This is a genomic window from Croceicoccus esteveae (assembly GCF_031846435.1).
Lineage (GTDB): Bacteria > Pseudomonadota > Alphaproteobacteria > Sphingomonadales > Sphingomonadaceae > Croceicoccus > Croceicoccus esteveae.
The window spans coordinates 75,916-90,721 of sequence record NZ_JAVRHS010000004.1 but is presented as its reverse complement, the minus strand read 5'-3'; the positions used below and the strand labels follow the sequence as shown (position 1 = coordinate 90,721).

Annotated in this window: 13 protein-coding genes; 4 read left to right on the top strand and 9 right to left on the bottom strand. The window is 59.2% G+C overall.

What is annotated here, in order from left to right:
• Positions 1-288 precede the first annotated feature (288 nt).
• On the top strand, positions 289-528 hold the full coding sequence (locus RM533_RS13650; RefSeq protein WP_432265044.1) for a Tn3 family transposase: 240 nt from the start codon (positions 289-291) through the stop codon (positions 526-528).
• Here RM533_RS13650 and RM533_RS07005 read toward each other — a convergent pair.
• Positions 436-696, bottom strand: a complete 261-nt coding sequence (locus tag RM533_RS07005) for a hypothetical protein (RefSeq protein ID WP_311340513.1) — start codon at positions 694-696, stop codon at positions 436-438. The two genes, RM533_RS13650 and RM533_RS07005, sit on opposite strands and share 93 nt — an antisense overlap.
• A gap of 82 nt (positions 697-778) precedes the next feature.
• Here RM533_RS07005 and RM533_RS07000 point away from each other — a divergent pair, with 82 nt between their 5' ends.
• Both RM533_RS07000 and RM533_RS06995 read left to right on the top strand, forming a co-directional pair.
• Positions 779-1,654: a sulfotransferase family protein gene (locus tag RM533_RS07000; protein WP_311340512.1), complete on the top strand. Its 876-nt coding sequence runs from the start codon at positions 779-781 to the stop codon at positions 1,652-1,654.
• 128 nt (positions 1,655-1,782) lie between these two features.
• Positions 1,783-2,187: an MAPEG family protein gene (locus tag RM533_RS06995; protein ID WP_311340511.1), complete on the top strand. Its 405-nt coding sequence runs from the start codon at positions 1,783-1,785 to the stop codon at positions 2,185-2,187.
• A gap of 45 nt (positions 2,188-2,232) precedes the next feature.
• On the opposite strand, the gene RM533_RS06990 is transcribed toward RM533_RS06995, so the two are convergent.
• The 7 genes from RM533_RS06990 to RM533_RS06960 form a co-directional block, all read right to left on the bottom strand.
• On the bottom strand, positions 2,233-2,646 hold the full coding sequence (locus RM533_RS06990; RefSeq protein ID WP_311340510.1) for a GlcG/HbpS family heme-binding protein: 414 nt from the start codon (positions 2,644-2,646) through the stop codon (positions 2,233-2,235).
• Positions 2,647-2,920: 274 nt separating this feature from the next.
• Positions 2,921-3,448: a hypothetical protein gene (locus tag RM533_RS06985; protein WP_311340509.1), complete on the bottom strand. Its 528-nt coding sequence runs from the start codon at positions 3,446-3,448 to the stop codon at positions 2,921-2,923.
• 307 nt (positions 3,449-3,755) lie between these two features.
• Entirely contained in the window at positions 3,756-5,027 is a 1,272-nt protein-coding gene (locus RM533_RS06980; RefSeq protein WP_311340508.1) for a M24 family metallopeptidase, read from the bottom strand.
• Between the two features lie 8 nt (positions 5,028-5,035).
• A complete protein-coding gene (locus RM533_RS06975) occupies positions 5,036-6,454 on the bottom strand; it encodes a M20/M25/M40 family metallo-hydrolase (protein WP_311340507.1) in 1,419 nt (472 codons plus the stop codon).
• Between the two features lie 40 nt (positions 6,455-6,494).
• On the bottom strand, positions 6,495-9,584 hold the full coding sequence (locus RM533_RS06970; protein WP_311340506.1) for a TonB-dependent receptor domain-containing protein: 3,090 nt from the start codon (positions 9,582-9,584) through the stop codon (positions 6,495-6,497).
• A gap of 64 nt (positions 9,585-9,648) precedes the next feature.
• Entirely contained in the window at positions 9,649-11,370 is a 1,722-nt protein-coding gene (locus RM533_RS06965; protein ID WP_311340505.1) for an alpha/beta hydrolase-fold protein, read from the bottom strand.
• Positions 11,371-11,396: 26 nt separating this feature from the next.
• Positions 11,397-12,800 (bottom strand): M24 family metallopeptidase, encoded by a 1,404-nt coding sequence (locus RM533_RS06960; protein WP_311340504.1) that lies wholly within the window; start codon positions 12,798-12,800, stop codon positions 11,397-11,399.
• Between the two features lie 370 nt (positions 12,801-13,170).
• On the opposite strand from RM533_RS06960, the gene RM533_RS06955 reads away from it, so the two are divergent.
• A complete protein-coding gene (locus RM533_RS06955) occupies positions 13,171-14,103 on the top strand; it encodes a 1-phosphofructokinase family hexose kinase (RefSeq protein WP_311340503.1) in 933 nt (310 codons plus the stop codon).
• Positions 14,104-14,222: 119 nt separating this feature from the next.
• Here RM533_RS06955 and RM533_RS06950 read toward each other — a convergent pair whose 3' ends face one another.
• Positions 14,223-14,726 carry a ferritin-like domain-containing protein gene (locus RM533_RS06950; protein WP_311340502.1) on the bottom strand — a complete coding sequence of 168 codons (504 nt, stop codon included), beginning with the start codon at positions 14,724-14,726 and terminating at the stop codon, positions 14,223-14,225.
• Positions 14,727-14,806: the final 80 nt, after the last annotated feature.

The following is a 14,806-nucleotide window of genomic DNA, read 5'->3' as shown; positions in this document are numbered from 1 at the left end:
TCGTGAAGAAAAGACAGCACCAACAGTTGGCCAGGTGAAACTGGCATCTGTAAAGCAACTGTAAAATTGCGCACCGCGCAGGCAGCGATCTGCACCACGACGAACTGCCTGCATCGTCATACTCAGCGGCGGTTTCTGGTTACAAGGGCTCAAAATGTGCCCTGCCGCCCGCTGGCAAAGGCGTTTGACGAAGCCGTCACTGTCATCGCTTGATCTGGTTCAGCGGCAGGATTTCGAGCTCTCGTCAGGCCTTTCAATGAAGATGAGAGGAGCACTTCGACGTCAGTGATGGAGCGCTGTATGCGGACGCAGCATCATCGAGAAGTCCAGGCAGCCTGGCTGGACTGGCTTGAGAACCCGGCACTCCGGCGGCGCTGCTACGCGGGATCTGACCGGGGCGAACAGCGCCACTTCCTCATCCGGGTGATCTACACCTTACATCAGGGCCGCGTCGTCGACTGCGCGCACGACGCGTTGCAATTCCGCCGGCCGGGTATGAATCTCGTGATTGCCGCGTTGGTTGACTGACATACGGTTCGTTTCATCGACGTGGTGCGCCATTTTCAGGAGTGGGGCGAAGAAGTATCGCTTGATCTGCTCGCGCATGCCGCGCCAGTAGGCTCGTAACACAATGCGTTCTCGAGCGAGTTCCTGGCCGAGGGGCGCAGCCAAATGCGCTGGTTGAAAACCGCTCAACCGTTGCCACGCAGCGGCGCATGACAATGCGCAAAGCGAGGCCACCCTTTACCCCCCGATAGCCTTTGTAGATAAAGACCCGATGATCTTGAACAAGACACCAACAACGTCCTATCCACTGCAACCTCGGCAGGATGACAAACGGCTGAAGCGGCCGGTGCGCTTCATTGCCCGTAGAGCTACTGCGCACATGCGCGTCCTGCCGGACTTTTTGCTGGTGGGCGGGATGAAGTGCGGCACTTCGAGCATGTTCAGGAGCCTGAGCAGACATTCAATGATCGAGCCGCCATTCCGCAAGGAAGTGCATTATTTCAGCACAGGGTGGCAACAGGGCAAAAGCCACTCCTGGTATCGGGCGCATTTCCCACGCAAATCAAGCGTGCACGACGGGTCAATCACGGGCGAGGCTTGCCCGGCCTATTTGTTTCATCCCACAGCGATGGCGCGTTGCGCGATGGTTGTGCCGGACGCGCGCATTATCGTGATCCTGCGCGATCCGGTCGAAAGAGCGATTTCGCATTATTTCCATGAGGTAAGGATGGGCCGTGAGCGGCTCACCATCGACAAGGCCATGGCAGTCGAGGAGGAGCGTATGGCTTCGATAAGCCCGGGCAGCGAATGCCACGATCGAGCCGCTGCGGAAATGTACCTGCATGCATCGTACAAGGCGCAAGGCATCTATGTCGATCAACTGGAGCGCCTCTACGCATCATATCCGGCATCGCGGGTGCTGGTGATGAAAAGCGAGGAAATCTTCGTTTCCCCTCAGCAGGAGGTCGAGCGGGCCCTTGCGTTCCTCGGGCTGGAACATGAGCGCGATCCTGCCGGGTTTCCAGCGGCCAATACCGGGACCAACCGCGAGCCTGTGAGCAATGATCTGATCGAAAGGCTGCGTGGATATTTTGCCCCGCACAATGCACGGCTCTCCGCCATGCTGGGTTCCCGATTTACCTGGTAAATTTCACGGCGCGGAAGGCACGTAGCATAAGCGACGCGCGCTTGACGCGGACTGGCTGAAGCAGCAAGCTCGTGCGGGGATTGTACGGCAGCCGATACGCAGGCTGCTCCATGCAGCAGGGGTGCGATATGGCAGACATCGATCTTGTGGCGACACTCGCCACGGCGGCGGCAATCGGGCTCGTCAACCTGTGGGTCGCGCTGCGTGTCACGCGTATTCGCATCAAGGACAAGGTGCTTCTGGGCGATGGTGGGCAGGATCTGCTGACTGGCCGGATGCGCGCCCATGCCAACCTTGTGGAATATGCGCCATTCGTGCTTATCCTGATGGGTCTTCTGGAGCTGTCGGGAGGGTCATCTGTGGCGCTGGCCGTAGCCGGCGCGTTGTTCGTCGTCTCCCGCATCGCTCATGCTGTCGGTATGGACTTGCCTTCGTCCAATGCTGCGAGGGCCGGCGGCGCAGTGCTCACCTGGCTGATCTTTGCTTTTCTGATCGGCTGGGCGGCGCTGGTGGCGATTGGCGTCTCCGCTTGATCGCGACGAACAAGGCAGCGGTCGGCAACCTGCTGCCCGGGCGGTTCAATTCTCCAGCACCTTGAGCCCTGCGCGGGCAATCATCACATCTTCACTGCCATGTGCACCGCCAACGCCGATGCCGCCTGCCACGACTGCGCCCAGATGGATTGGAATCCCGCCGTCGAGCGCGATGATGTTTTCGTCAAGTGAACGAAAGTCAGCAGGAATTGTGCCGTCACGGATGCCTTCGCCAATTGTTGCAGTTTCCTTTTTTTGCGAAACTGCAGTGTAGGCCTTCTTGTAGCTGGAGCGCAGCGTGTGAACGCCGGCCCGATGGTCCCTCAAGACTGCCATGGTCTGGCCAGACCGATCAACCACTGTGATCGTTACCGCCAGATCGTGCCGCCGGGCTTCTGCAAAAGCGGCGTTCGCAATGTCCTGTGCCATGGCACCGGTGAGCAGGGGCACGAGTTCCACTTGAATCTCCCGTCACGCGGATGAATTGTCCACAACCGTTCCGCTGCGTCGCGTTCTCATGAAAGAAGGAAGCTTCTTTATCAACAATTATCATGCTCGAAGCGTAACGGCCGGTGGCCGCAGGCTGCCTCTTCCACTGTCGATGAGAAGTTAACATAACTATTATTATCGTTCTATAACGTCAATCGTTTGGTAAATACCTCGGTCGTGCATCATTAGCCTGAGGTCGCTCTTCAAGCATTGTCCATGCTGGTCATGCAGATGTTTTGTCACATCAATGCAGTGGGAGCTCACCTTGCCGGTTCGTGTCCTTGCCTGCATTTGCCGGCCTTGTGCGTAGCAGGCAACGGGCCCTGCCGATGATGGTGTAAACCGCATGGCGCTGTGCACCCCGGTTTTCATGGTCTACCCGATACCCTTGGTAATGACGCCGCATCAGATCGGCGCGGACAAGTTCGGAGACGGCCCGGCTCAGATTGGTCTTGCCCGATGCGCGGACCCGCTGGTGCATCTGTGCCAGCACCGCCCGTCCCGCTGCCTGCTCGTCATCCGGCAATTTGCCATCCTGTTCCATCGAACGGCGAACAGCGCGTTCCATCGCCAGACGCCGTGGGTCACGTGCGCCCATCGGGCCCAATGCATCGCTGAGCCAATCTCGCAATGTCAGCAATCCTTGCTCTGAAGGAACAAACGGACCTGCGCTGCCATCGGGCCGCGCGACGTCTGCAACAAGGTTCAGCACCATGAACGCGTATCGGGGACGCGTGCTTTTGTTCGCGAGCACTTCCAGAAGATGGGACATTTCAGCGCCGTGCATGGCAACTGTAGCGGGATGGGCCAGGGCAGCGGAGTGAAACATGATGCCAACGAACAAAGCACAAAGGGAGAATCGTGTGAATCCCCTAACTTGCACAAATCCAACTTTGTCCCGCGTGACACTTTGCCAGCAGGTAAAGTGTCACTGACGCCAAATTGCAAAAGCTGCCTCCCGGCACTTCCCACACGCCTTGCACGAACTTGATTTCAGTTGGTGGTTTGCAGGGGAGAAAACCGCGAGCGCACTTCCTGCTTCATGTCGCCAATTAGCGCTGCCGCCTGCCGGCCGGTGGTCAGCCGAATGGCTGATCCATGTCAGTTGGCGGTACTGTAAAGAAGCGTGCGCCTTCTGCGGTCATGAAGAAGCAATCTTCAAGCCTGATGCCGAAGCTACCGGGGATATAGATCCCCGGTTCATTGGAAAAACACATTCCCGCCGCCAGCGGCGTCATCTCGCCGTGCACGAGATTTACCGGCTCATGAATGTCTAGCCCGATGCCGTGACCGGTGCGATGCGGCAAGCCTGGCGTTCGATAGCCCGGTCCCCACCCCAGCCGCTCGTAATACAGGCGGACCGCGTCATCGACCTTGCCAGCAGCAACGCCTGTTCTTGCTGCCGCCATTGCCACTTCCTGACCTTCGCGAACCTGCTGCCAGACCTGTCTCTGGCGCTTGTCTGGTTCGCCAAAGACCATCGTGCGCGAAATGTCGGAGTAATAGCCGTCGACCTGACACGCACAATCCATGAGGATTACAGAGCCAGCGCCGACCTTTTCTTCCTTCTTTGATCCGTGCGGCAAGGCGCTGCCTTCCCCGATCTGGATGCCGCCTGATGGGTTCTGTCCACCAAGCACCAGCGTTTCTTTGCTCATCATCGTAAAGATGTCGGCCGCAATCATGCCTTTGGCGATATTTGGCGCGATTGCCCGATAAGCGGCCTGCGTGATGTTTGCCGCGTGCTGCATCAACGCCAGCTCCGCTGGCGATTTGATCATGCGCAGTGCATCGACAATGGACGCGCCGTTTCGCACGAGCAGGTCCGGCTGCAACGCGCGCAAAGCATCTATGGCAAAGAAGCGAACCGTCGGCTCTACGGCCATCGGAAGGTGGCCGATGTGGTTCCTGGCGAGCCAGGTGCGGATCAACTGGGCGGGATTTTCATCTTCCTGCCACACATTGACCTGCGCCGGCACCGCCAGCATTTCTTCGATGGAGGGCTGTTCAAAAGCGGGGGTCACGACCATCAGCTCCCCGTCAGCCGACAGCAGTGCTGCGGTAAGCCGTTCGCTGCGCCACCAGTCGATCCCCGTCAGGTAGAACAGCGTCGAGCCTGCCTCTATCAGCATGGAACCGCAGCCGCTCGCCTTGAGCAGCAGTGCAGCTTTGCGGCAGCGTTCGGCCCGCTCCCTTGCGCTGATCGGAGGTGGCCTGGGCGGCACACGCGCCTGGCCTGCGACCGCACCTTCATTCATCATGGCGCGAGCAGCAGGCGCGGCAAGGAACGCGCCCGCAGTCGCGACCGCACCAAGGCCAAGCAGCTTTCTGCGCGCGACGGGTGCAGGCATGACGGCTCCTAGAGGTTTACTGTATCGAGTTCGCGCAGCAGCACGTCCCAGAAGTTCAGTTCCTTGTAAAAGGCTTCGATGGGTACACGCTCATCAATGCCGTGGGCGCGGTTGTCGTCCGGCCGCTTCAACGCAAGACTGCCTGCGCCATAGGTCGGAATACCTGCGCGCCGGAACTCGCGACCGTCGGTTCCTCCCGACGACATGCTCGGCATGACTTCAGCGCCCGGATAATTGGCATGGACGGCCTTGGTAATGGCAGCAAACAAGGGTTCGTTGATGGGAGAAGCAGGGCTTTCAACAGGCTCTTCATCAAGCGTAATGGCAATGGCCGGGTCCGCAATGGTTTCGCTGATCTTGCGCGACACTTCCTGTGTACTGGTCCCGGGGAAGATGCGGCAGTTAATTGTTGCTACAGCGTTCTGCGGCAGGGCATTGGGCGCATTGCCAGCGCTTAGCATGGTGGGGATGCAGGTGGTCCACAAGATGTTGGTGTATTCAGGATAGCGGTCGAGTACCTGACGCGCGGCAGCATTGCCTGGATCGTCCAGCACGGTTTCCAGGGCCCGGCCAAGCTCACCGCCCTGATCGCGGGCAAGCTGCGCGACCATGGGACGCGTGATCTCGTTGAACTCCACTGCAAATTGCAGATCCGATAGCCGGTCCAGCGCTTTGGCAAGCTCGTAGATCGCATTGTCGGGGCGCGGTGCTGAACTGTGCCCGCCGCTATTGGTCGCGGACAACATGAAGGTCGCAAACGTCTTTTCTGCCGACTGGATGGAGAAATTGTATTTGCCGTCTGCAACTGACCCTGACCCGGCATCGGTATTGAGTGCAACTGCGGCCTGCGATACCCACGGATGAGTCGTGAGCGCGCGGGTTGTCTCCATCCCGGTTTCCTCATCGCCTGAAAAGGCGATCAGGTACGTTCGTTCCGGCTTGTAGCCTTCGCGTTTCAGCCGCATGAAAGTGGCGAGAACAGCCGATATTCCCGCCTTGTTGTCCACCGAACCTCGCCCGTAGATATAGCCGTCGCGTTCCACCGGCACATAAGGGTCGGTTTGCCAGTTTGCCGGCAGCGCATCCACCACATCCATGTGGCCCAGAATTGCTATCGGCTTCTTTTCAGGATCGGTTCCTGCCAACCGCACCACCAGACCGACCGTTTTGTCGCCATCCTTCTCGACCGGCACCAGCGCGATGTCATCCTCTGCAAACCCGGCCTGCCGCAGCCGCGCGACGATGCCGTTCACCATGACCGGCACCTGCCCTGCTCCGGCCGCAGTGCGATGGGAGATCAGCTCCTCCAGCAGGACGCGGGCTTCGCGCTTGTCCTCCGCGCTCGTCTGCGCAGCAACAGGAAGCGCGGTGAACGCTCCTGCCAGCAGAGCCGCGCCCCAAGCCAGGTGTCGCAGGTTGGAAGGCATAGGCGATTACTCCTGGTAAGATACCGATTGCTTTATTGTGTCAGAAATCAACCGAAGCGCCGACGAACAGATACCGGCCCGACGCATCGTAGAACTGTGGATAGGTGTTGCCATTGCCACCATCCTCGATCGCGGCGGTGGTCGTCAACGGCGGATCGCGATCGAACACATTGTTGACACCCAAGCGAAGGGTAAAGGCTTCCCGAACGGTATAAGCGGCGGAAAGGTCGATGTAATTGCGCGAACCCAGCGTCTTGTTCACTTCGGCAAAGCTGCCGCTGAGCGCCGGCTGCGAGCTTGTCTGCGCAACATCGACGCTGGACACGTGGCGCCACGTCAGCGCGAGGTTGAAGTCCCATGGCGTGGTCCAGCTTGCCAGCAGCTTGTGCCGCCATTGTGGATGCGGCCGCCCGCACAGTCCGGCGTAAAGGCCCTTGCACTCGTACACATCGCTGTCGGGCGAGTCAGGCAACGGCACTGTCTTGTAGCTATCCAGATAGGTCCCGACGAAGTTGAAATTGACAGAACCATTGTCGCCAAGGCCAAGCCGGTCGAGATAGGTTCCGTAATTAACGGTCAGGTCAAGTCCGCTTGTTTCAAGCGATCCTGTGTTGACGTTGAACCGTCGGAAGAACCCTTGCTCTCCCTGCCACAATGATCCGGTCGCGTCGCGCTGGATCAGGCCGCAGAAAAACTGATCTCCCGAAGCGAGGCAATTTGGCAGCGCGAGATTGGGGTTCACGCTACCGACCAGATCCTCGACCTTGATGTTGAAATAATCGAGTGAGACGGTCAGGCCATTGGCAAAGGAAGGTTGAAGCACAGCGCCCAGCGACCAGGTATTGGCCGTTTCGGGCGATAGGTCGGGGTTGCCGCCAATCAGCGAGTTGAACTGCCCGGCGGGATTGTCGACGATGTTTCCGTATTGCGCGGCAGTGACGCCGGTATTGGCACAGGCAGCCTGGCTCGCGAATGGGTTCGCACCGGCGCAAGGATCGAACGAGCCATTGGCGTTCTGCGTCAGTTCTACCTCGAACTGGTTCTGGCCTGACAGCAGTTCAATCACGTTAGGCGCGCGTACCGCCCGTTGATAACTGCCGCGCAGGCGCAGGTCCTGCACTGGCGAGTAGTTTAGGCCGAGTTTGTAAGTGTTGGTCTTGAACCCTGAATCGTAATCCGAATATCTGTACGCTCCCTCGAAAGACAGCATTTCGAAGCCCGGACGATTGGCGAGGATCGGCACAATCACTTCGCCGAAGATTTCCTTGGCAGTTACAGACCCGTTTACTGGCAGTTCAGGTGTTGCCGCTTTTTGATATATTTCGTCCGGATTGTAATCAACCGCGTTCTTGCGATATTCGACGCCAAAAGCGATGCCGACACCTTCATCAGCCCATGGCAGGGCTATGCCGTAATCACTAAGATTGCCGTCGATCACCGCGACGATATTGGTGAGGCTTGTCGTGCCCTGGATGCTTTTTACCTCGCTTACGTAATCTGTCGCCTCCTGGCTTGCGTTGGGTCCGAAATAATCGAGCGGAGAACATGCCGCGTCGTCATTGTCGGTGCTCGCATCAGCATTGATCGCGCACACGATGTTCCCGGCGGCATCGCGCACCGCGTTGAACGCATTGGCAATCCGCTGACGATTGGCATCGCCCCTGAACGTGCTGTTGAGCGTGACGTTGGAATAGGTGGCGTACACATCGTAGCGGAACGGGCCGGCAAGATCACCACGCAGACCGCCAACAAGCCTGTAGGTCTGGTGGCGGATATCGTCCTGACGCGCGCCGCCCTCGACGTTGCGGCGCGCCACACGCACTCCGTTGGCGACCGCTTCAGGGCCAGCGTAATTGCCCTGGTCGTCATAGATGCTACCCGTGGCCAATCCGTTGCTGGTGCATAGAAAATCGGCTTGCTGTGCGCTCAGGAACGGATTGTCGCAATTGACCCCGCTGATACCACCAGCGCCGATGTTGATGCCCGCTGCCACGGTGCCGGGAGCGATCTGCGCCACCGATCGGTCATCCATGAAGTTCAGCTCGACATACGGCACGAAATTGTCGTTGATGACGTAATGGGCAAAAGCGCCCAGGGCGTAGCGTTCATCAGGTCGCTGATAATAGTTGAAGGGCGCAAAATTGAACGTCTGCGTGCCAGGCACGAACTGGCCATCGTCGGTCGCCCGAAACGACAGGGGGAGACCGGGGATCTGCCCGGCATTGGTAAAATTGGCCGGCTTGTTGGTGCCTGATCCGCTGCAGGAATATTCGCTGCCGTTGAGGCCGGTCGAACCAAGTGCACAGGCACTGTAATCATAATCGCCCTGCAAGGTAGGGTTGACCTTGCGGTAAGTCGCATAGGCCGTCACATTGCCGCGATTATCCTCAAAATTGGTGCCCATCACCGCGGAATATTCCTGGGTGAAGCCATTCCACACCGTCTTATCGGGCTTGGGATAAGCGCCCGGCACCAGCGCGTCATTGCGATCGAGCAGGTCACGCAGTTCATCACGACCGTTGCCGTGCTGCGTCACCGACAGGTTTGCAGTCAGCCGCAGCCCTTCGAAATCATCAAGCAGCTTGAAATTGACCACGCCGGCAATTGCATCGGAGCCGTAAACCGCAGAAGCGCCGCCCGTCAGCACCTCGACAGTTTCGATAAGCGGGGTCGGGATCTGATTAACGTCCGAAGGGATATCCTTGGGCGAACCGTAAGGAAGGCGCCGGCCATTGACCAGCACGAGCGTGCGCGATGGGGTCAACCCGCGCAGATCGACCTGCGCTGTGCCGGTTGCCTCGTTGGAATTGGCCGCTCCTTGCGCTGCAAACACCTGCGGCAGTTGGTTCAGCAGATCCTCCGTTCGAGTGGTGCCGCGTTGCTGGAACTCTTCCGACTGGACCTGCGTTACCGGACTGACACTTTCCAGATTGGCGGACCGGATCCGCGAACCGGTCACCACGATTTCGGCTGACTCGGCCCCGGCAACGGCTTGCGGCACCGGAATGTCGCCCGGAAGCTCCGCGTCGGTGTCCGGTGCGCTGTCGGCAATCTGCGCCTGTACTGGCGCAGCAATGCCCACCAGAAAACTTGTGGACAAGAGCAGTCCAAGGTGAAGCTTCGTAGTCATCCCTGTTTCCTTATGTCAGGCTTCTGCCTGGCTGATCGTCATTCATGCAATGGGCCGCCGCGCGTCAGTAGCGCCAGCTGGTCAGGTCCGCGCCTGCCGGGGCGGAAGCCTCGATCCGCTTCATGATCCGCGGGACATACATCGTGTTGTAACGCAGGCGTGTTATGCTGTTGGGAAGATCGGGGTCACCGTTCCAGCAATGTTCGGCGCGGTCGCCGTAAGCGACTTCGCCCATGAACGGCGGATCGGCCTTCTTCAGGAAATCCTCGGTCAGATATACGGCATTGTTGAGATAGAAATTGTCCATATCGCCGACGTAGAGATGGATCTTGCCCTGAAGCTTCGGGCCCAATGTTGCCCAGTCCCGCTCCATGATATGGCGCAGGTCGTAATTTTCGCGCCAATGTGCAGCGACCTCCTTGTCGATCACGCCCGTGCGCTTGTCCCAGATGCGCTGTGGGTAACCATCCTCGCCCATCGGCGAATAGACAGCTTCCCAGATGTCCCACTGCGCGCCCGACCGTGATTTGTCGCCCAGCACCAGTTCGAACCTGTTTTCCTGCTCGGCAGTGTAGTCGACATGTCCCAGGTAATTGCGCTTGCCGGGTTTTGGCGTTCGGCCAAACGGACCATAGGTCCAGTAGGCGTTCGGCTCCTCGTAGATGTTCGTGACCATCATCTGGCGAAAATCGATGGGGTCGGGACAGGCGGCAAAGGCGCCGTTGTACTCATCAGGGTAGAAGATCTGCGCGGCCAGGGCCTCCCACCCACCGGTGGAGCCGCCATAAAGGAACCGTGCCCAACCCTCGCCTATGCCACGGAACTCCTTTTCCAGGGCCGGCACAAACTCATGCGTGATTGCGTCGCCATAAGGACCAAGATTGGCCGAGTTCACTGCATAGCTGTCATCGTAATACGGGTTGGAATGGTCGATCTCGACAACAAGGAAGCGCGGAAAATCATCAGCGATCCACTGCTGGTACTGATCGTAGGCTTCCTGCTGTTCGACACGGTTGTAGCATGGGTCGTCGAAACGCTCGCTATATTCGCACACCAGGTCCGGATCAGGTGGCGTGGTCCGAAATCCGCCGAAATCGGCAGGAAAATGTCCGTGGAAGATCATCAGCGGGTAGCGCGCTTCGGGATGATCGTCGAAACCCCGGGGCACCAGTACGTGGCCGCGGATGAACACATCGGTTCCCCAGAATTCCGACAGGCTTTCGCTCCGGATCTTGAAGTGGCGGACAAATTCAGTGTCCTGCGGCTCGGCTATGGCGGGGTTGACCTGATCAAGCGTGATCGCGATATCGCCTGTTCTCGCCGGGTCGAAGCTGATCTGCCGGGGAGTGGAGAACAGATTGCCAGGTTCGTTGCGCCAGTTCTGACCTGCCCCGCGCGCTGCCGGCAATTGCACTGTCTTGCCGTTGGCAAGGTTGAAGGTGTCGTATTTGTGAAGGACAGCCTGCACATGGTAATTTCCGGCCGGCACCATGCTCATGTCCTCGGCAGGAAAGCCAAGCACCTCGCGTCCGATGCGCACGTTTTGGCCGGCTGACAAACCTTGCGCATCGACGCCGAAGATTTGCGGCGCGTCAATGTTCTGATCGACCTGGTAACGCGGTTCGGTCTTGCCATCGGGTGTCAGGATGAGGAGCACGCGGCCATCGATCGGCTGCGCGCCGGCAGGCAGCGAAACCGTGAACTCCTCGGCCACCGCCGGCCCCACCAGCAGCAGGGCGCAGCCTGCCACTCCCGAGCACAATTGCTTCATCATGCCAAAAGCCATCACTCTTCCCCCTGTTCGGCTTGCCGTTACTGTGCCGGAATCAATTGAAACTGCGTTTGCCGTCCGTCGATGTATCTGACCGAGGTGCCGTCGAAGAACGCATCTTCCTCTGTCTTGAAGGCCACATCCTGCCCGCCCCATTCAGGCACCGCATGCGTCGCCGAAAGCTCGATCGACCAGGCGGTGTTTGGCCGCAGCCGGTACTCGCCCTTGTCGCTCGGTCCCTGATCGTCCCAGAAGCCGATCGCTGCACCTGCGGCATGCCCATGGTAGCCGATGGGGTGGGTGTAGATGGACGGTCGCAGGCCTTGCGCCAGGGATTTGGCGCGTGCAGCGGCAAGGATCTCATTGCCGCTCATGCCGGTACGATAGGACGAGGTGAGCGCGTCCTGCACCCGGTTGGCAGCGGCAAGCCCGTCACGCAGCCCCTGCGGCGCCTCCGTCTCCCCCGGCTTCAGCACATAGGCAAGGTGCTGCGTATCGGTGTTGAGACCAAGATACACGATGCCGAAATCGGTCCACAGCAGATCACCGGGCTGGATGATCTGCGGGCCGGAAATTTCGCCTTCCACGCCTTGCCGGATGATGTGCACCGACGGGTGAAACCAGGTCGCAAGCTTCAGGCCCGCAATCCGTTCACGATACCACCATTCGACATCTTCCGCTGTCGTCACGCCCGGCGTGATCGCCGTACGCGACAGTCCTTCGGCAATGATGGCATGGGCAAGCCGCACCACATCGGGATAAACCATCATTTCGGCAGGAATACGCGTTTCAAGCCAGCCGACGGCAAGGTTCTCCGCATTGACAATGCGCTGGCGATATCCTTGCGGCAGCGCTTCCATCATGCCTTCATACTGGCTGAGCGTCAGGCCATCGCCGAACGCTGTCAGCGCGGAGGTGTTGATGGCGATCTTCTCGGGATTGCGCGCGGTCACAAGTTCGGCAAGGGCGCGCCATTGATCCTTCTGCTGCTCCGGATCCCAGGCAGGATCGAACAATCCGCCGAGGCCGTAGCGGCTTACGGTCAGCCGTTCGAGCGGCTGGCCTTCGCCGGGATCATGGAAGATCAGGATGGTGCGCCGCCGCGCCCGCATGCTGGTTGCATTCAGCATGGTGGATACGACCGGATCTTCCAGATATTCGCGCGCAACCATCACCCACATGTCGATGCCGTTCTCGCGCATCAGTGCCGGCACGACCGTGTCCAGCCGCTCGGCGAGCCACGCGTCACGGACGGCGGCACGCTCCCTGAGCGGCAGGATGGCGGGAAGCTGCGGCACCGGCTCCTCGACTTCGCGCAATGCAGATGAAATGTTGGTGTTGGTCTGTGCGTCAGCTGCGGTCGGGACCTGAGCCATGGCAGTTCCTGCCCATAGCATGGTCAGCGCGGCTCCGGTTCCCAGCAGGCCAGCTCTGATCCTGGGCACCGTAAGTGCGTGTGCAATGGCGTTCATTGTTTGCCGGCCCCCCAAAAGCCAATCGTCTGTCGATAACGGCCACTGCGACCGATGCGTTGCCCCCTAGCAGCAGGGCAATAAAGATGCAAGGAAATCCATCTGGGCAGTATCTTGTTGCCGACTAACCTTTTTCACAGGTGTGTTATTGCGACAAGCAGTAATTGCCGGCCGAGCCTGAGGATTTGGCTTCATCGAAGAGCATCATGAACACGCGTTTGTCCCGTCATGCTGGCGCAATGCCGGCACATTAGCGGCACAATGTCTCTGGGCACCCCATCGACGGTTCGGTAGCGAGCCATTTTGGCATTGACGTTTGAGAACAGATGCGTTCGATGCCAGCATGACACAAATCGCAACATTGACGCTGAACCCGACCATCGATGTCGCCTATGAAGTCGACCGCGTGTTCCACACGCGCAAAATCCGCACAAACTCGGAGTTCTATGCACCCGGCGGAGGCGGCATAAATGTTGCACGGGTCTTTGCTCGCCTCGGCGGACAGGCGACCTGCCATTACCTTGCGGGAGGAGTGACAGGCGCGGCACTCGACAATCTGCTCGACCGACAGGGGCTCAGCCGCAATCGCGTCGCGATCAGCGGCCCCACCCGGATCAGTTTTGCGGCACTCGAACGCGAAAGCGGCAAGGAGTTCCGGTTCGTCCCGCCTGGCCCGGCGATCCTGCCTGAAGAGTGGCGGGAATGTCTTGCCCGGTTGCGGGATGTGGAATGTGAATTCCTGGTGGCGAGCGGGTCGCTTCCGCCTGGCATCCCCGGCGATTTCTACGCGCGTGTCGCGTCAATCATGGCGAGCCGCCGCATACCGTTTGTTCTCGACAGTTCCGGTGCCGGTCTCAGCGGCGGACTGGCCGCAGGTGCAATTCATCTTGTCACCCCCAGCATCGGTGAACTTGCACAGCTTGCCGGTCGCCCTCTTGACAGCAGGGAATCCCTCCGGGCAGCGGCGATGGACCTTGTCCGCAGCAACAAGGCGCGCAATGTCGCCGTCACATTGGGACACGAAGGCGCCTTGCTTGCTGACGCCAGCGGCACCCGCTTTGTGCCCGCTGTCAAGGTTGTCACGAGAAGTGCGGTGGGCGCAGGCGACAGCTTTCTCGCAGCGATGGTGTACGGCATGGGCGAAGGCTGGACGATCGACGATGCGTTCCGGTTCGGACTTGCCGCCGGCGCCGCAGCGGTCATGAACCCGGGGCATGATCTGGCCGACAAGGATGATGTCTGGCGGCTGTATCGGCAGGTGCCGGATATCGACTAGGTTACAGCCGCGGCAGGCCGTCACAGAAAAGCTCATGAAAAAGCCGGAGCGGGTATCCCGGCTCCGGCCTTGTCTTTCACGATAATGCGTGAACAGAACTGCTGACGTAAGCCTCAGGCTCACCCAGCGTTCTTCGCATGCAGATTGGCACTACGCTCTGCAAGATCGGTCATGTTTTCATCGGCATCGTAAATTGACGAGGTGATCTTGTCGAGCTTCTTGACGTGATCGTCCTTCCCCAGCGCTTCGGCAAAGGCCTTCGCCGTTCCGAAGCCACAAATGCCGTAGTGGCACATCCGCTGATATTGCGCGATCATGATCACGTCACGAACGTCATCATCCTTGATACCGGCATCGAGCACATGTTTTTGCGCTTCCTTCACCAGGCCTTCCATGCCCTTGCAATGTTCCTTGCTGCTCTTGCCGCAATCATCAAGCAGTTCCTTGATGACTTCGGTGTGGCGAGCGATGCCTTCCGCCGATTTTTCAAGCCGCTGCTTCAGCTTGGCGTCACCGGCAGCAGCCGCCAGCTTGCGAACCATCTTTTCCATCTGATCATTGGCAGACCAGTTGTCGGCCAGTTCTTCAGTGTAGCAATCCATCAGGTTTTCGGGAGCCGCCATAATTCTTTTTCCTTCTTAAACAGAAAAGTTTTGTCTTCCCCTGCTCAACGCGCGCGCCGGTAGCCAGTTCCGATTGGCCG